16 protein-coding genes are annotated in these 17,206 nt (G+C 45.7%); 7 read left to right on the top strand and 9 right to left on the bottom strand.

From position 1 onward, the window contains the following. Nucleotides 1-37: 37 nt before the first annotated feature. Together DKT73_RS06185 and DKT73_RS06180 are read left to right on the top strand one after the other, a co-directional pair. Complete coding sequence (locus tag DKT73_RS06185; RefSeq protein WP_111637709.1) at nt 38-985, top strand: Gfo/Idh/MocA family oxidoreductase; 948 nt, start codon at nt 38-40, stop codon at nt 983-985. A gap of 91 nt (nt 986-1,076) precedes the next feature. Continuing rightward, nucleotides 1,077-2,057, top strand: coding sequence for an aldo/keto reductase (locus DKT73_RS06180; RefSeq protein WP_111637708.1), 981 nt, complete (start codon nt 1,077-1,079; stop codon nt 2,055-2,057). A gap of 104 nt (nt 2,058-2,161) precedes the next feature. On the opposite strand, the gene oadA is transcribed toward DKT73_RS06180, so the two are convergent. Both oadA and DKT73_RS06170 read right to left on the bottom strand, forming a co-directional pair. Then, on the bottom strand, nt 2,162-3,970 hold the full coding sequence (gene oadA, locus DKT73_RS06175) for a sodium-extruding oxaloacetate decarboxylase subunit alpha (protein WP_111637707.1): 1,809 nt from the start codon (nt 3,968-3,970) through the stop codon (nt 2,162-2,164). 18 nt (nt 3,971-3,988) lie between these two features. Further along, entirely contained in the window at nt 3,989-5,404 is a 1,416-nt protein-coding gene (locus DKT73_RS06170) for an acetyl-CoA carboxylase biotin carboxylase subunit (protein WP_111637706.1), read from the bottom strand. A gap of 173 nt (nt 5,405-5,577) precedes the next feature. On the opposite strand from DKT73_RS06170, the gene DKT73_RS06165 reads away from it, so the two are divergent. Both DKT73_RS06165 and DKT73_RS06160 read left to right on the top strand, forming a co-directional pair. Next, a complete protein-coding gene (locus DKT73_RS06165; protein ID WP_111637705.1) occupies nt 5,578-6,546 on the top strand; it encodes a LysR family transcriptional regulator in 969 nt (322 codons plus the stop codon). A 185-nt stretch (nt 6,547-6,731) separates the two neighbouring features. Beyond that, complete coding sequence (locus DKT73_RS06160) at nt 6,732-8,021, top strand: methyl-accepting chemotaxis protein (RefSeq protein WP_111637704.1); 1,290 nt, start codon at nt 6,732-6,734, stop codon at nt 8,019-8,021. A gap of 74 nt (nt 8,022-8,095) precedes the next feature. Here DKT73_RS06160 and DKT73_RS06155 read toward each other — a convergent pair whose 3' ends face one another. The 6 genes from DKT73_RS06155 to DKT73_RS06130 form a co-directional block, all read right to left on the bottom strand. Beyond that, nucleotides 8,096-8,944, bottom strand: coding sequence for a class III extradiol dioxygenase family protein (locus tag DKT73_RS06155; RefSeq protein ID WP_111637703.1), 849 nt, complete (start codon nt 8,942-8,944; stop codon nt 8,096-8,098). Continuing rightward, complete coding sequence (locus DKT73_RS06150) at nt 8,944-9,306, bottom strand: protocatechuate 4,5-dioxygenase subunit alpha (RefSeq protein ID WP_111637702.1); 363 nt, start codon at nt 9,304-9,306, stop codon at nt 8,944-8,946. The genes DKT73_RS06155 and DKT73_RS06150 overlap by 1 nt, the downstream gene beginning before the upstream one ends. 41 nt (nt 9,307-9,347) lie before the next feature. After that, nucleotides 9,348-10,220, bottom strand: a complete 873-nt coding sequence (locus DKT73_RS06145) for an amidohydrolase family protein (RefSeq protein ID WP_111637701.1) — start codon at nt 10,218-10,220, stop codon at nt 9,348-9,350. Nucleotides 10,221-10,303: 83 nt separating this feature from the next. Next, on the bottom strand, nt 10,304-11,392 hold the full coding sequence (locus DKT73_RS06140; protein ID WP_111637700.1) for a 4-oxalomesaconate tautomerase: 1,089 nt from the start codon (nt 11,390-11,392) through the stop codon (nt 10,304-10,306). Then, nucleotides 11,385-12,062, bottom strand: coding sequence for a 4-carboxy-4-hydroxy-2-oxoadipate aldolase/oxaloacetate decarboxylase (locus tag DKT73_RS06135; RefSeq protein ID WP_111637699.1), 678 nt, complete (start codon nt 12,060-12,062; stop codon nt 11,385-11,387). The genes DKT73_RS06140 and DKT73_RS06135 overlap by 8 nt, the downstream gene beginning before the upstream one ends. Before the next feature lie 25 nt (nt 12,063-12,087). Next, the gene (locus tag DKT73_RS06130) at nt 12,088-13,095 is read right to left on the bottom strand and encodes an amidohydrolase family protein (protein ID WP_111637698.1); all 1,008 of its coding nucleotides are present in this window, start codon (nt 13,093-13,095) and stop codon (nt 12,088-12,090) included. A gap of 674 nt (nt 13,096-13,769) precedes the next feature. On the opposite strand from DKT73_RS06130, the gene DKT73_RS06125 reads away from it, so the two are divergent. Genes DKT73_RS06125 through DKT73_RS06115 form a run of 3 tightly spaced genes read left to right on the top strand, consistent with a single transcriptional unit; the run spans nt 13,770 to nt 16,606 of the window. Further along, nucleotides 13,770-14,783, top strand: a complete 1,014-nt coding sequence (locus DKT73_RS06125) for a DctP family TRAP transporter solute-binding subunit (protein WP_111637697.1) — start codon at nt 13,770-13,772, stop codon at nt 14,781-14,783. 6 nt (nt 14,784-14,789) lie between these two features. After that, nucleotides 14,790-15,335 (top strand): TRAP transporter small permease, encoded by a 546-nt coding sequence (locus DKT73_RS06120; RefSeq protein ID WP_232827800.1) that lies wholly within the window; start codon nt 14,790-14,792, stop codon nt 15,333-15,335. 2 nt (nt 15,336-15,337) lie between these two features. Beyond that, nucleotides 15,338-16,606: a TRAP transporter large permease gene (locus tag DKT73_RS06115; RefSeq protein WP_198666556.1), complete on the top strand. Its 1,269-nt coding sequence runs from the start codon at nt 15,338-15,340 to the stop codon at nt 16,604-16,606. 96 nt (nt 16,607-16,702) lie between these two features. Here DKT73_RS06115 and DKT73_RS06110 read toward each other — a convergent pair whose 3' ends face one another. Next, a complete protein-coding gene (locus DKT73_RS06110) occupies nt 16,703-17,182 on the bottom strand; it encodes a peroxiredoxin (protein WP_111637694.1) in 480 nt (159 codons plus the stop codon). Between the last annotated feature and the right edge of the window lie 24 nt (nt 17,183-17,206).

Here is a 17,206-nt window from a genome sequence, read left to right as displayed (position 1 = left end):
CCTTAAAATAAACACTCGCACTTTTAGGAGTAGACTAATGAGAATTTGTATCGCTGGTGCATCAGGCGCTTTTGGCATGAAACACATGGACGCCATTGCGGCGATCGAAGGCGCAGAAGTCGTTTCTGTCGTTGGCACAAAGATCGATGCGATTAAAGCCTTTGCAGAACAACGCGGTGTTCCTCACTACACCACAGATCTAGCAGAAAGCTTGGCTCGTGACGACGTGGATGCCGTTATCCTAGCGACCCCCACTCAAATGCACGCAGCACAAACTATTCAGTGTCTTGAAGCTGGCAAGCATGTAATGTCTGAAATCCCTATGGCAGACAACATCGAAGACGCCCGTAAAGTGGTCGAAGTGCAAAAGAAAACCGGCCTAGTTGCCATGGCAGGTCATACTCGCCGTTTTAATCCATCCCATCAGTGGATCCACAACAAAATCATGGCTGGCGAATTGACGGTTCAACAAATGGACGTACAAACCTATTTCTTCCGTCGTTCCAACAAAAATGCCCTAGGCCAAGCGCGCTCTTGGACCGACCATCTACTATGGCATCATGCTTGCCACACAGTGGATTTGTTCCAATACCAAACAGGCGAAACGGCGAGTAAAGTACAAGCGCTACAAGGCCCTATCCATCCTGAACTTGGCATTGCCATGGACATGAGTATTGGTATGAAGGTGCCTAATGGTGCAATCTGTACATTGTCTTTGTCCTTCAATAATGACGGTCCATTCGGTACTTTCTTCCGTTACATTTGCGATAATGGCACTTATATCGCCCGTTATGACGACCTATTTGATGGTAGCGAGAACAAGATTGATCTATCTGGCGTCGCAGTGTCAAACAATGGTATTGAACTACAAGATCGTGAGTTCATTGCGGCGATTCAAGAAGGCCGCGCGCCAAATGCGTGTGTCACTCAAGCGATTGAAGCCATGGAAACGCTACACCGTTTAGAAGAATGTCTAGAAGACTAAATCCGAATGCTCTAAAGTGACAATACTTTACAGTGACTCAACAACACTCAAATGGGGAGCTTCGGCTCCCTGTTTTATTAAGGATATTGTTATGTCAAAACACGCTTACTTAGCCAATCCAACCATAGGTTTAGGTTGCATGAATTTATCCCATGCCTATGGCTCACCTGTGGCAGAAGAACAAGCCATCAAGGCTCTTCATCAAGCCTTTGAAATGGGCTATCGCCATTTTGATACTGCAACGCTTTATGGCGGCGGCAATAACGAACTTTTGGTCGGTAAAGCCCTTAAAGATCGTCGTGATGAATTCTTCCTTGCCAGCAAATGCGGCATGGCGATGGTGGATGGCAAAAAAGAGATTAACGGCCGACCAGAAAACATTCGCCAACAATGTGAAGCCAGTTTAAAGCGCCTGCAAACAGACCATATTGATTTGTATTATTTACACCGCCGCGACTTCAATGTCCCCATTGAAGAAAGCGCAGGTGCTCTGGGCGAGTTAGTCAAAGAAGGCAAAATAGGCGCTGTCGGTTTATCCGAAGTGTCCGCTGACACCTTAACTCGAGCTCACAATGAATTCCCAATTACCGCGATTCAATCCGAATATTCTTTATGGACACGCAATCCAGAAATTGCCGTGTTAGAAGCCTGTAAGAAACTGGGTATTACCTTTGTTGCTTTCAGCCCATTGGCGCGTGGCTTTTTAACGGGCACACTTAAAAACGTTACTGAATTAGAAGCCAAAGATATTCGTAACAACATGCCTCGTTTCAACGCTGAGCATTATCCTAACAATTTGGCATTGTTAAACGACTACTTTGCTCTTGCCAAAGACATCGGTTGCACACCATCGCAACTGGCTTTGGCTTGGCTTATTGCAAAAGATAAAAATATTGTCCCTATTCCGGGCACTCGTTCGGTTAATCATATGAGAGACAATTTTGAGTCCGCGCAATTAAAGCTGGATGCCAAACAGGTCAGCCTGCTAGATGAGATGATTAATCAGCATAATGTCCATGGCACACGCTATACCGCGGCCCAACAAGCCGAAATAGACACAGAAGAATTTTAATCGCAGCAAACCATGCTAATAAAAAGCCCCGTTGCACTTCAAAATGAACATGACAAAGGGGCTTTTGTTTAGATCCGTTCAAAAAGCATCAACCGTGCTTCGATTTACACAATCTCAATCAGCATTTCACCCGGTGTGACTCGGTCGCCTTTCTTAACAAAAACCCCTTTTACCGTACCCGCCACATTGGCATGCACTTCGGTTTCCATCTTCATGGCCTCTGTGACGAGCACAGCTTGTCCCGCGGTGACCGTATCACCTTCTTTCACTAAGACATCAATGATATTACCAGGCATCGCCGCACTGACATGGCCAGGCGCTGTCGCACGAGACCGACCTGAGCCACCATCAGACACGTATTCATTCAGTGATTCAAATACCACTTCTTCTGGCATACCATCCAAAGACAAGTACAATTTGCGCTTGCCAACACCAAAGTCGCCTACGCCCGTGATTTCAACGTTATAGACTTCACCATGTACATCAATCTTGAATTCAGTAGCCAAGCCACCCGCTGATGCGCCTTGGCCTGCTTGTTCTGGCGGTAGTAAGACTTCTGGAACCAAGGTGCCATCGGCACGTTGCTGTAAAAATTCACGACCTAACTCTGGGAACATAGCAAAGGTCAGTACGTCTTCTTCGGATTTTGCTAACTCGCCGATATCATTGCGCAACTTATAAAGCTCTGGCGACAAAGAATCCGCTGGGCGAGCGTCATTAACCGATTCATTACCAATGGCTTTTTTCTGTACATCAGGATTCACTGCCGCTGGCGGTTGGCCATAACCGCCCAATAAATAACGCTTCACTTCATTGGTAATGGTTTTATAACGCTGGCCTGCCAAGACGTTATAAACCGCCTGTGTACCAACGATTTGCGAGGTTGGCGTCACCAATGGCGGATAACCTAAGTCAGCACGCACACGAGGAATCTCGGCAAACACCTCACGAATCTTGTCTAGGGCATTTTGCTCTTTTAATTGATTCGCCAAGTTGGACATCATGCCGCCCGGGACTTGGTTGATCTGTACAGACACATCTTCACGCGTAAATTCACTTTCAAATTGATGATACTTTTTACGCACATCGCGGAAGTAGTCGGCAATCTCTGACAACAAAGCCAAATCCAAACCCGTGTCATACTCGGTATCTTTTAATGCCGCCACTTGGGACTCGGTGGCTGGATGACTGGTTCCGCCACCAAAAGAAGAAATAGCCGTATCGATTCTATCTGCCCCCGCTTCAATGGCTTTCAGCTGACACAATGGCGCCAAACCAGAAGTGGAGTGGCTGTGTACGACTAAAGGTAAGTCAACCGCGGCTTTGATGGCTTTCACCAGATCATAAGTCGCATAAGGCGTTAACAACCCAGCCATGTCCTTGATCGCAATAGAATCTGCCCCCATGGCTTGCATGGCTTTGGCTTGCTCGACAAACAAAGCGAGTGTGTGCACAGGACTGGTCGTATAACAAATCGTGCCTTGCGCATGTTTACCAGCTTTTTTCACCGCTTTCATCGCGGTTTCAATATTGCGCAGATCGTTTAGCGCATCGAACACACGGAACACATCAATGCCGTTATCGGCCGCCTTTTGCACAAAGGCTTCCACCACATCATCGGCATAATGGCGATAACCCAATAGGTTTTGACCACGCAACAACATTTGCAAACGGGTATTAGGCAAAGCCGCACGCAATTGACGCAAACGCTCCCAAGGGTCTTCTTTCAAAAAGCGCACGCAAGCATCAAAGGTTGCGCCACCCCATACTTCCAAAGACCAAAACCCCACTTGATCCAGTTTCTCACAGATCGGCAACATGTCTTCCGTACGCATACGAGTGGCAATTAGCGATTGGTGTGCATCGCGCAAGGTCACATCTGTCACTTGTATTTTTTGTTTAACTTGACTCATTTTCCTTCCTCCTGCGGATTATCGACCAACATGCGCTGCAATAGCGGCGGCTAACACCAAAGCGATATCGCTTGGATGGCGTCTAACGGAATAATTTAATAACTCAGGGTGCGCTGGCACGAACCCTGTATTGAACTTGCCTTTGATGAAATCTGGGTGTTTCAGAATTTGCTGATAATAATTCGCCGTGGTTTTGATGCCATGCAAACGCATATCGTCAATAGCTCGGCGACCACGCGCCACCATCTCATCCCAAGTCAATGCCCACACCACCAGCTTCAAACACATGGAATCAAAGTAAGGCGGAATCTCGTAACCCGTATAAATCGCGGTATCCACACGCACCCCTGGTCCGCCCGGTGCGTAGTAGTGAGTAATACGGCCAAAGCTGGGTAAAAAATCGTTCTTAGGGTCTTCCGCGTTGATACGAAATTGCATCGCATAACCACGATAATGAATGTCTTCTTGACGGAAACTAAGGGGCAAACCGGCAGCAACACGCAGCTGCTCACGGACAATATCGACACCAGTAATTTGCTCCGTAATCGTGTGCTCAACCTGAACACGGGTATTCATTTCCATGAAATACACTTCGTTGCCAGACAATAAAAACTCCACCGTACCGGCGTTGACGTAATCCACCGCTTTGGCGGCTCGCACTGCAAGATCGCAAATATACTGACGTTGTTCCGGAGTCAGCTGGGGGCTGGGGGCAATTTCGATCAGTTTTTGATTACGACGCTGAATCGAACAATCGCGCTCAAACAAATGCACCGCATTGCCTTGCGAATCCGCCAATATCTGCACCTCAATATGACAAGGATCGACAATGCACTTTTCTAAAAACACTTCCGCAGAACCAAACGCTTTGGTGGCTTCAGAAATAACACGAGGGTATTGCGCGGTTAATTCTGCTGGCGTATCGCAACGTCGAATGCCTCGACCACCACCGCCAGAGGTTGCCTTGATCATCACTGGATAACCAATTTTCCCAGCCAAACTTAATGCTTCATCCAGGTTCGCTAAATTCCCTTCAGAGCCTGGCGTGACAGGAATGCCCGCTGCACGCATACTGTCACGGGCTTGAGTTTTATCCCCCATTTTGTGAATAACAGAAGAATGAGGCCCAATAAAAGCCACCCCTTTTTGCTCACACAATTCAGCAAAACGCGCGTTCTCAGACAAAAAACCATAACCTGGGTGAATGGCGTCACAACCCGTTTCTATGGCTAAGTTGACGAGACGCAAAGGATCTAAATACCCTGCTAATGGATCATCGCCCAACGAGTAAGACTCGTCCGCGCGTTTGACATGCAAGGCATATCGGTCAGGCTCCGTAAATATCGCCACAGAGCGAATCCCCGCCTCCGCACAAGCGCGAATGATACGAACCGCAATTTCACCTCGGTTAGCAATCAACACTTTTTTCAACATGAGTCACTCCTTTGTTATTAGAAAAGACCTGCACACCACCTTATGGGCAGAGTCGTTATGCAAATGTCTCTGTTTATTCAGACTACTCAAAGATTAACCAAAGTAAAAATTGATATTTCGACATCCATGTATAAGCTATAGCTTATGGATAATAGCGAGAGGAAACAAAAACAATGCCTCAAAACATACAAGGTTTAATTAACCGACTGACTTTTAGACAATTACAAGTCTTTAAAAGCGTATATGAATTAAACAGCTACAGTCGCGCTGGCGACATGTTGGGATTGACTCAACCAGCCGTTAGTCAACAAATACGACAACTTGAACACGCACTTGGACAACCATTGTTTGAATACGTTGGACGCCAGTTATACAGCACAGCGACGGCCAAGCGATTAGCGAAATGCATTCACGCCATGTTTGATGAAATACAAGGCTTTCAAGAGGATCTATCTGCTGAAACAGGCATGATATCAGGTGAATTAAACCTAGTTGCAGTCAGTACAGCACAACATATAGTGCCCTATCTGCTCAGAGCTTATACGAGCTTGCATCCCAACGTCACGATAGAAGTAAAAATCATGAATCGAGCCTCCGCTATTGAGCGGCTTAATGACAATCGTGATGAATTGGCTATTATGGGATTAGTACCAAACGATAAGCCTATGTTTAGCATACCTTTTTTGAACAATGAGCTGATTGCTGTCGTACCACAAAACCACCCTATTCTCACTCTAGAAGACATATCATTAAACGCCTTTTTAGAACACAATTTACTGCTTCGCGAAGCGGGTTCTGGTAGTCGCTTAGCACTCGAATTACACTGCCAAAAACAACGTATTCGCCTACAAGCAGGCATGGAAATAGGCTCCAATGATGCCATCAAACACGCCGTTATTGCGGGTCTAGGTGTCGCGGTCTTGCCAAAATTGGGCATTTTGTCTGAGCTCACCCTTGGCACACTAGTCGAAGTCCCCATCAAAGACTTTCCTTTGCGTCGATCCTGGTGCTTAGTTCACCCACAAGGACGCCACCCAACACCAACCATGCGTTCTTTTATAGATTACATTCAACAAAACATTGGCCAGTTTGAGCATATGTTCTCTCGAATGTCGGCAAATTTGCCGACCAAAAGAGCATAAAAATCCGACGATATAAGAAAGGAACATCCTTAAAGTAACATAAAATTACCACTTCAAGACTCTTTCCCCACAGACAAGGTCACAAAAGATACTTATTATCCACTCATCTATTAAGAGGCATTATTTGGCCTCGCTAAACACTCTGTTCATCGTACAAAAGTGTCATGCCGAAAAGGAAAGTCACTATGTTCTTCGGAAAAAAAAACATCGACAATGGCCGCGTCGAGACGTCTGAAAATGACGCGTTAATTCAGGCCATTACCGCATTCTGTGCCACCATCTATTTTCTTCCGGATGGCACCATACTCGATGCCAATTCATTATTTCTTAATGCTGTGGGTTACTCACTGGATCAAATCCAAGGCAAACACCACGCTATGCTCTGCCCAGAGGCGATTTCCACTAGTCAAGAATACAAACAATTTTGGCCAACACTCGCATCAGGGAGCTGCCAACAAGGCACCTTTTTGCGCAAAAGAAAAGACGGATCGGACCTGTGGATAGAGGCCACTTACTTTCCCGTTAAAGTCGATGGCAAAGTCGTCAAAATCATGAAGATTGCTTCCGATGTGACAGAGGCAAAACATCACGCAGATAGTCAACAAGCCGTTTACAATGCAATCAATCGATCTAATGCCATGATTGAATTCAAACCCGATGGTACGATCATTACCGCTAACCAAAACTTTCTGACGACCATGGGTTTTCAATCAGTAAAAGACATTGCTGGACAGCATCACAGACAGTTCTGTAAAGACGACTTTTATCAGAAACACCCCCAGTTCTGGCAAGAACTAGCAAGGGGTGAATTTAAAACGGGCCGTTTTGAACGTATCAATAAGCAAAAGAAAACCATTTGGCTAGAAGCCAGCTACAACCCTATTTATGACGATACCGGCAAGGTAGTCAAAATATTAAAGGTAGCGTCAGACATTACTCAACGAGTAAATACTGGATTAGCAACACGAGAGGCTGCAAATGTGGCCTATACGACATCGGTAGAAACAGCTGATGCATCCAAAAAAGGTGCGAGTATTCTGCAGCAGACAACCACATCATCCAAACAGATAATCACCGAAGTCCAAACAGCAGAGAATTTGATAGAACAATTAAACGTTCAATCAGAAAAAATCGCCAAAATCGTCACCACCATAGGATCGATAGCGGACCAAACCAATTTATTGGCTCTAAACGCGGCGATAGAGGCCGCTCGTGCCGGCGAACATGGTAGAGGCTTCGCAGTGGTTGCTGATGAGGTTCGCACACTGGCCTCTCGTACCAGCAAATCGACCACCGAAATTGAGGACATGGTGAAAGAGAATAGCAATTTGACACGCCAAGCCAAAACCAGCATGAGCAAGGTAAATGAACATTCAGCGGAAAGTGCTCAATTAATAGAAGACGCCTCAGGCATCATAGACGAAATTTTGAAAGGCGCGATGCATGTTTCGAACACAGTAAATAAACTGATATAAATCGAAGGATGAAAAGACCCGCAGTCTAAAAAATGAAGGCGGCGGATCTTTTATCATCGTGCATGAGCACCAATTTATTTAGGCATTTCATGCTCTAACAGCATCAAACCTGAGCCTGTATTCGAAATCGGCGCATGGTAATTACGATGCAGTTCCGTCACTTTACCCAATAAGGTACCGCGCATTGCTATCAGCATGTTCAGTTCAACAGCTTGTGCTCCGCCCTGCTCGACAAGATCAATGTTCGTGTATTTTGTCAGAGCTTCTGGATCTGACACTAACTTATCTAAACAATCTAAATCAAAGGCACGGTTGATAAAGCCTGCGCGTTCACCATCCAATTGATGAGACATACCGCCCGTACCAAACACCACCACATTAAGATCTTTTTCGTACGACGCTACCGCTCGGCCGATGGCTTTGCCTAGCTCAAAGGTACGCCAAGGTTGTGGCATGGGATATTGCTCGCAGTTAATGCACACTGGAATCACTTTTACGTGACCGTATTGATGACCCGGCCACATAAGGTTCAGCGGCACGGTTAAACCGTGATCAACCTTCATTTCTTGGCAAATCGTCATGTCAAAGCCTTCGTCGACAAGGCTGTTGGCAATGTGCCAAGACAAATCAGATTCCCCTGTCACAGGTGGAATCGTCGGAATGCCCCAGCCTTCATCCGAATTGTAATACTCGTCCGCAACGCCCATAGCAAAGGTCGGTTTCTTGTCGATGAAGAACTCCAAACCATGATCGTTATAAAAAAGAATGATGACGTCAGGCTTTTTCTCATTTAACCAATCCCGTACTGGCGGATAACCATCAAAAAACGGCTTCCAGTATGGCGTTTGCTCCAATCCGTTTGCCATTGCGTTCGCAATCGCTGGGATATGAGACGTCGTTATTGCACCAATAATGTTTGCCATTAGACTTCTCCTCGCCCGTTTCTTTCTAACATCGCTTTAAATTCATCCGTGGTCATGCCCGTTTGCAAACCACCAATATCCTGCATATTTAGCTTTAACAATCCGGTAAATTTTGCCAAATAGTAAATACTGCCACCTTCACGCAAAAGCCCAATCACATCTCGGCTACGAATCGCTTCTTTTTGCGCTTGTGTGAGTTTGAATTTTTCGCAATAGGCTTCTGGATCTGCATTAAATTCGTCACGCGCGGCTTGATCATTAAACGAATAACACATCTTATTTAAGCCATAGCCTTTTTTGGCCATTTGGCCATCAAAAAGGTACGTCCCTTGAAACTGTCGATCTGTATAGTTACTAGCCATATTGGTAACCTCTATTTTTATACTTTTCAGCGATGTTTGGATTATTTCCAATACAGGCGCATTGGGTTATCCACCAACAACGCTTGCTGTAGTTCTTTTGTTGGCGCGATATGGGGAATCACATCCACAAGGTGCCCATCATTTGGCGCTTCTACTTTCATGTTAGGGTGCGGCCAGTCCGTTCCCCATAAGACACGATCAGAGAACTTTTCTACCAAGGTACGAGCAAAAGGATAGACATCTGAATAATCTGGCGCATGTTGTGTCAAACGCTCAGGGCAACTGACCTTACACCATACATTGTCATTGTCCGCCATGAAGTGAACAAAGCGTTGGAAATCAGGATGATCTACGCCATTGGCCACATTCGGTGTGCCCATATGATCAACCACAATCGTTGTATTCAATTCTTTTAGAAAGGGAATCAAGTCTTCTAGATCCGCCGCTTCAAAATACACAACAATGTGCCAACCAAAAGGACGAATCTTATCCGCAATCGAGAAAAACACCTCTTTTGGCGTGCTGTCCACAAGGCGTTTGACAAAATTAAAACGCACTCCGCGGACACCCACAGCGTGCATTTTTTCGATTTCTTCGTGAGTAATAGAATCATCAACAAACGCGACACCACGCGCTAAATCACCCGCCGTTTCCAAGGCATCCACTAAGGCCGAGTTATCGGTACTGTGACAAGAGGCTTGAACAATCACATTACGCGAAAACCCCAAATGATCACGCAAAGCAAACAATTGCTCTTTAGACGCGTCGCAAGGCGTGTATTTACGTTTTGGATGATAGGGAAATTTATCCGCTGGACCAAAAACGTGACAATGCGCATCTACCGCACCCGCTGGCGCTTTAAACGTAGGCACGCTTGGGTTAGCGTGAAATGGAATATAATCTTTGTCCATCATGTTCAAATACCTGTTTTATTATTCGTTTTATTTAACCGATCAAACTATTCGACCCGTCGTTATATCATTAAAAGAAAAGACAACTATAGGCCGTTGCTGTGCGCAAACACTTGCCCATCAAATAGCTTTCTTGCCGTCCGTAAAATGGCGGCAGAGCCAACATCGCCATTTTCATCTTGATCTAAAATCACCGTCATCGACCCAATAGGATGCTCTACATCCAAGGTCATACGCGCGCTTGGTTCATAACGTGCCACTTCATTTGCCGGAGAGCCTTTTAGAACCGCCGCCGTTGCCACACTCACCGCCCCCAACACACCGATCGAAGCATGGCAACGATGAGGAATAAAAGTACGCGTGGAAATCGCACCGCCGTTCGTCGCTGCGCTCACCATGGTCATTTTAGGCACAGATTTGTCTTTCACGTCACCCAGGTTCATCATAGGACCCACTTGCAAGCGAATGGATTCTAGCTTGGCGCGCAGTTCATCGTTGGCTTCAAGCGCTTCACGGGATTCTGTTCCCGTAATACCCATGTCCGCAGCACGTATAATCACCACGGGCATACCGTTGTCGATGCAGGTGACTTCCACACCATCAATCACATCAACCACATTCCCCGTTGGTAACAAGGCACCACAGCTTGATCCAGCGGTATCTTGGAACACAATTGGCACGGCGGCCGAGAAACCAGGCACACCATCAATACGAGCATCGCCTTCGTATTGCACTTCGCCGTCTTTTATAGCGACACGCGCCACCGCGATTTGTCCTGTATTCTCCATGAAAATACGTACGGAGGTTTCGCCTTCTTCCGCCACAACCAAACCACGCTCAATCGCAAAGGGAGCAATGCCTGCTAGAATGTTGCCGCAGTTTTGCGCATCGGTGACAATGGCCTGATCCACAAACACCTGCAAAAATAAGTAGTCCACATCGGCGTCATCACGGTCAGACTTTTTCACCACAGCGACTTTTGAAGCCAATGGATCGGCACCACCAATGCCATCGATTTGACGCTCATCTGGTGACCCCATCACGCGCAATAAAAACTGCGCACGCGCATCCACATCCGTCGGTAAATCTTCGGCTAAGAAGTAAGCTCCTTTTGAGGTGCCACCACGCATCCACATACAGGGCGCACTTTTTATAACGCCTGCCTGTTTAGACATATTTCAAGCCTTTTTCTGCTAAGCGAGGGCGCATTTCATAAATATCCAAGCCCAATTCACCGTTGGCCATACGCACACGTTTTGCTTCTTCATTGGCCATGCGCTTACAAGCTAATTCCAACACTTCCGCGGCATTTTCACGACGCACAACCACCACGCCATCATCATCTGCGACAATCACATCGCCAGGATTCACCAAGGCATCTGCGCAAACGATCGGCACGTTTACAGAGCCAACGGTTTCTTTGATCGTGCCTTCCGCAAAGACAGCTTTTGACCATACAGGGAAATTCATTTGACGCAAATCACGCGTATCACGAACGCCACCGTCGATAACCAAGCCAACCACACCACGAGACTGCGCCGATGTAGCCAGCAAATCGCCAAAGAAACCGTGATTTGAAGGTGATGTAGGAGCAAACACCATCACATCACCCGCTTTGCACTGTTCAATCGCCACGTGCATCATCCAGTTATCGCCTGCCGCACCTGAAATGGTGATCGCTGAACCCGCAATGGTTTTGTCCATTTGAATAGGACGCATGTAGTGGGCAAGCAAGCCAACACGACCTTGAGATTCATGAATGGTGGCTACACCACATTTTGCCAATCCCTCTATGACGGCCTGATCGGCACGTTCAATATGTTGTACAACGACATTATTTCGCATGATACTTTCCTTTAAATCGATAAACTTAGGCTTTTAATCTTGAAAAGACGCGACGAGCATTCCCTTCAAAGATAGCTTGTTTTTGCTCAGCGGATAACACAGTGTTGTTATCGATGTAACGTTTCGTGTCATCAAAATAATGGCCGGTTTCAGGATCAATACCACGTACTGCGCCGATCATTTCAGAAGCAAACAAGATGTTCTTCGTTGGAATAATGTCGAGTAATAGATCGATACCGCGCTGATGATAAACACAGGTATCAAAATAAATATTGTTGAGAACGCGTTCAGCCAAATCAAAGCCTTGATCTTGCGCCATACCACGGAACCGTCCCCAGTGATAAGGCACAGCGCCACCACCATGAGGAATAATAATTTTTAGATCTGGGAAATCTTTAAACACATCCGACATCATCAATTGTTGGAAGCCTGTTGTGTCAGCGCCAAGGTAATGCGATCCCGTGGTGTGGAAACAATCATTACAAGCGGCACTCACGTGGATCATCGCAGGGATGTCGTATTCGCACATTTTTTCATAGATAGGATAGAAAGAACGATCCGCCAAAGACTTGTCTTGCCAGTAACCACCACTTGGATCAGGGTTCAGGTTAATACCGATAAAGCCCATTTCTTCGACAGTACGCACGATCTCAGCAACTGACTTACCAGGATCAACACCAGGAGATTGTGGCAATTGTGCGACAGGCGCAAAGTTTTCAGGAAAAAGGTCACACACGCGGCGAATAAGGTCGTTCTGATGCTCTGTCCAATACTGGCTAGTGTATTCATTACCAATATGGTGCCCCATCCAGCTGGCACGAGGAGAGAAAATCGTTAAATCGGTGCCGCGCTCTTGCTGTAAACGTAACTGGTTATTAATAATGCTGTCGCGAATCTCGTCATCTGACACCACTACTTTGCCTTTTTCTCCCACAAAAGCAGGGTCTTTCGCCACTTGTGCTTTTTGTTTATCGCGGTATTCTCCCACACCCGGTGGCGTGGTTGTATAGTGTCCATGGCAATCTATAATCATGTTGCTTCTCTCTATTCTTATTTAAGACGCTGTTTTTATGGAAGATAATCACTGCAAAATAAAAGCGTAAACGCCAACGTTGTCTGTCGCTTACCCGCTATATTTGTACAGTCATTCGATGATAATTGCTTAAGAGTATTCTTTATCTACAGACAAGTTGGCTATTTCAATTTAGCCGAAAGGGTATTGCATTTTGAGATAGCTCACTTCTAAAACAAGACAAACGCTCATTCATTTAAGCGAATTATTTTGCTCCTATCTTTTCTACTTCTCACTTAGATTGATAAAAAAACCACATTATGCGTTTGATATATATGGTTTTTTTGGAAAAAATCGTTTTGATATGAACTTCGTATTCCTTTTTTGATATACAACAGGTATTAAAAATTCATTTCTAAAAATATAAAATTTACGACATTTTGGATACTTAGCTCAGCAAACTAGGTCGACAACAGCCCAACCCCAGAATAGAGATCCAAACCTAAGTAACGTCATGGACGTTGTGCGACTGAAAGAAAAAATATAGGGTACTTTTAAAATGATCCTATATTATTTAAGTGCTTAACCATGTTAAATCAGCCATACCGAACAGCCTACCGAATTAAGAAGTCAGGTAGAAAATACAAAAATAATACGATTGGGATACTCGAGATCCTAAGCTTGGAGACGTAAAAATGAATCTAACAAAAAAAATCACTCTTGGTTTACTGGCCGCTGGCGCAGTCAGTAGTGTAAGCGCAGCAGATCTAACGTTAACCATTGGTCATGTTGATCCTCAAGATTGGACAACGTCCAAAAAAGGCGCGGCAACAGAAGTCTTCAAAAACCTAGTAGAAGCCGAATCCGGTGGCCGCATTGAAGTCAATGTCTACCCTTCTGGTCAACTTGGCGGTGAAACAGACCTTGTACAATCGACTCAAGAAGGCACATTGAGTATGGCCATGGTGTCTGGCGCCTTCGCTAAAGTGTGTAAAGAAGCCGCGGTGCTTGAGATTCCTTATCTGTTTCCATCGGCGCCTGTGGCCTGGGAAGTTCTGGACGGTGAATTTGGTAAAGCCTTGTCTGAGCATTGCTTAAAAGCAAGCGGACTACGTACTCTTGCCTATGGTGAAACGGGCTTCCGTAACTTCACCAACTCGAAACGTCCTGTGGCAGAACCAAAAGATTTGAGTGGTTTAAAAATTCGCGTTCAAACTCTGCCTTTATACGTGGAAATGGTAAAAGCCATGGGCGCAGAGCCTACCCCGATTGCATGGCCTGAAGTCCCATCGGCGTTAACCACTGGCGTCGTTGACGGACAAGAAAACCCTGTCAGTGTTATCGAAGCAAACAAATTCTATGAGTTCCAAAAATACCTGACGTTAGACGGTCACGTTTACGGCACTGACTTCTTATTAATCAATGAAGATGTGTATCAATCTTTAAGCGATGAAGATCGCGCCATCATTGACAGAGCGGCAAAAGTTGCGGGCGTGTTAGGCCGTGCCGTTCAGCAATTTAACTCAGCAAAAGGCTTAAAATCGCTTGCTGCAAATGGCATGCAAATCACCACACCAACGCCCGATCAAATGGCTAAGTTCCGTGAAGTAGCGCAGCCTGCTGTTATCAACTGGTTGAAAGGCGAAGTGCAGCCAGAATGGATTGAACGTGTTCAAATGTCGGTACAAGTCGTTAGCAACTCGCAATAAGTTTATATGTTGAAACCAGATAACCAAAAGCACTGGCTTTTGGTTATCTGCCCTTTGTCATCACTCGGAAAGCTCACCATGAAGCGCCTCTATAAAAAAATTCTTGCTATTTTAACTGGCTCCTCTCTATTGGTTATTTTTGGCGTTGTGTTAGTCAGTAGCCTGAGTCGTTACCTATTTAACGCCCCCATTCAATGGAGTGAAGAAGTCGCGAAATATGCCATGATCTACGGCACCATGTTTGGCATGGCATTGTGCTACTTAGAAGGCATTCATATTCGCTTTACCTTTCTAGAGGACATGGTGTCCGCCAAAATTCGTCATTTACTGCACTTTATTTCCGACATCATCGCGCTAATAAGTGGTGGGGTAATTGCCTATTCCGGTTATTTATTCATGATGAAACGCGGCGCGATAGAAGCGCCCGGTACAGGCATTCAAATGTATTACTTTCAAGTAGCAATGGTCATTGGCGGCGTATGCTTGGTACTCGCAGCACTCATCAGACTGACTCAATATATCCAACCTAAAACCGTATCGGAAGGACAATAATCATGTTAGGTATCGGGATTCTTATTGTTCTTTTAGTGATTGGTAGCCCTATCGCTTTTGCTATTTTACTCGGCGTTGTTGGCCATGTTTATACCTTACCCTTTAACATTAGTTTGGTCGCTCAGCGTATTTTCAGTGGTTTGGATTCCTTTTCTATTTTGGCGATCCCTCTGTTTGTTCTAGCCGGTGAATTGATGAACGAAAGCGGCATTACTAGTCGTATTATTAATTTTGCTAACGCGCTGGTTGGTCATTTGAAAGCGGGCCTTGCTCATGTGAACATCTGGGCATCGGTGATTTTTGCAGGCTTGTCTGGTTCCGCTGTTGCCGACACATCCGCTCTTGGACGTGTATTTATTCCAACCATGGAAAAAGAAGGCTACCCACGTGCTTTTGCTGCGGCACTCACCGCGGCATCGTCTGTTATTGGGCCAATGATTCCACCGAGCATTCCCGTGATTATTTATGCTTTGATCACCACCGGTGTTTCTGTCCCTGCTCTGTTCCTCGCAGGGGTCACACCAGGGCTTTTTTTGGCCGTGGGCCTGTCTATTTACGTTTATTTTTTCGCCGGTCATTACGCACCACTCAAAGCCAAACTCTCTATGGGAGAACGCTGGAAAGCCTTCGTTGATGCGTGGATTCCGCTTTTTATGCCGGTTTTTATTGTTGGCTCAATTCTAACGGGCATTGTAACACCAACAGAAGCCGCCGCTTTTGCCGCTGCTTACGCCTTACTTGCAGGCATGTTTATTCTAAAAAGCTTAAAAGTATCGGACCTTCCACGCATTTTTATTCGAGCCATGCGTGACTCTTCTGTGATACTGATCGTGATTGCCGTCGTCGCTGCTGCAAACTGGTTACTCACCTTTTCCAGGGTGCCGCAAACGGTGAGTCAAATGGTACTTGAGCATGTTTCCAGCCCGTGGATGTTCTTAATCCTAGTGAACGTGATTTTATTGATTGTTGGTCTCTTTCTTGAAGGGATAGCGGCCATGCTGATATTGCTTCCGATCCTTCACCCTATCGCCATGAGCCTTGGTATCGATCCTGTGCATTTTGGTATCGTGGTGATTTTTAACCTGATGATCGGGCTAGTCACACCGCCAATGGGAATCTGTTTGTTCGTGTCCAATTCGATTGCGAATGTCGGCATCGCAGCGATTTCCAGACAAATCATGCCACTCTTTTTAGTGGAATTAGCGGTGCTAATATTAATCACCTTTGTCCCGACTACCGTTACCTTTTTACCTCAGCTGTTTGGCTACTAATACTGCCTGACAATCATAAACCAGTAAAATCAGAGACAAAAAACGACGCACACAGCGTCGTTTTTTATGATTATTCAAAGAAGTTAATCCGTCATGTTATAGCTGAGACAAAACATACTCAGCAGAACTCACTTTATATTCTCCTGGGGCGTCCAACCAAAGCTGTTGAACGATACCATTTGATACCAACATGGCGTAACGACGACTGCGAATGCCCATTTTCGCCGCAGAGATGTCCAGTTCTAATCCCATAGAGCAGGTAAACTCAGCCAAACCATCAGCGGCCATAATAAGATGCTCGGCATTATTCGCTTTCCCCCAAGCATTCATCACGAAAACATCATTCACAGAGAGGCACACAATGTCGTCTATCCCTTTCTCTTTTAACGCATCATAATGCACCACAAAGCCAGGTAAATGGCTGGCACTGCACGTTGGAGTAAAGGCGCCCGGTACAGCAAACATCAACACGGTTTTCCCCGCAAAGAATTCGATCACATCAAGGGTTTCAGGACCTTCTTCTCCCATTACTTGAAACGTACCATGAGGCAACATATCACCAACAAGAATCGACATAGACTTTATCTCCAGAGAATTAAG

It is taken from the genome of Marinomonas shanghaiensis, from assembly GCF_003259175.1.
In the GTDB taxonomy this organism is placed as follows: Bacteria; Pseudomonadota; Gammaproteobacteria; order Pseudomonadales; family Marinomonadaceae; genus Marinomonas; species Marinomonas shanghaiensis.
The sequence above is the reverse complement of the archived record's forward strand: the minus strand, read 5'-3'. Positions and strand labels throughout refer to the sequence as shown.

Coding starts and splice junctions, on each gene's coding strand:
- DKT73_RS06185 (WP_111637709.1), top strand. CDS start 38: ATGAGAATTTGTATCGCTGGTGCATCAGGCGCTTTTGGCATGAAACAC.
- DKT73_RS06180 (WP_111637708.1), top strand. CDS start 1,077: ATGTCAAAACACGCTTACTTAGCCAATCCAACCATAGGTTTAGGTTGC.
- oadA (WP_111637707.1), bottom strand. CDS start 3,970: ATGAGTCAAGTTAAACAAAAAATACAAGTGACAGATGTGACCTTGCGC.
- DKT73_RS06170 (WP_111637706.1), bottom strand. CDS start 5,404: ATGTTGAAAAAAGTGTTGATTGCTAACCGAGGTGAAATTGCGGTTCGT.
- DKT73_RS06165 (WP_111637705.1), top strand. CDS start 5,578: ATGCCTCAAAACATACAAGGTTTAATTAACCGACTGACTTTTAGACAA.
- DKT73_RS06160 (WP_111637704.1), top strand. CDS start 6,732: ATGTTCTTCGGAAAAAAAAACATCGACAATGGCCGCGTCGAGACGTCT.
- DKT73_RS06155 (WP_111637703.1), bottom strand. CDS start 8,944: ATGGCAAACATTATTGGTGCAATAACGACGTCTCATATCCCAGCGATT.
- DKT73_RS06150 (WP_111637702.1), bottom strand. CDS start 9,306: ATGGCTAGTAACTATACAGATCGACAGTTTCAAGGGACGTACCTTTTT.
- DKT73_RS06145 (WP_111637701.1), bottom strand. CDS start 10,220: ATGATGGACAAAGATTATATTCCATTTCACGCTAACCCAAGCGTGCCT.
- DKT73_RS06140 (WP_111637700.1), bottom strand. CDS start 11,392: ATGTCTAAACAGGCAGGCGTTATAAAAAGTGCGCCCTGTATGTGGATG.
- DKT73_RS06135 (WP_111637699.1), bottom strand. CDS start 12,062: ATGCGAAATAATGTCGTTGTACAACATATTGAACGTGCCGATCAGGCC.
- DKT73_RS06130 (WP_111637698.1), bottom strand. CDS start 13,095: ATGATTATAGATTGCCATGGACACTATACAACCACGCCACCGGGTGTG.
- DKT73_RS06125 (WP_111637697.1), top strand. CDS start 13,770: ATGAATCTAACAAAAAAAATCACTCTTGGTTTACTGGCCGCTGGCGCA.
- DKT73_RS06120 (WP_232827800.1), top strand. CDS start 14,790: ATGTTGAAACCAGATAACCAAAAGCACTGGCTTTTGGTTATCTGCCCT.
- DKT73_RS06115 (WP_198666556.1), top strand. CDS start 15,338: ATGTTAGGTATCGGGATTCTTATTGTTCTTTTAGTGATTGGTAGCCCT.
- DKT73_RS06110 (WP_111637694.1), bottom strand. CDS start 17,182: ATGTCGATTCTTGTTGGTGATATGTTGCCTCATGGTACGTTTCAAGTA.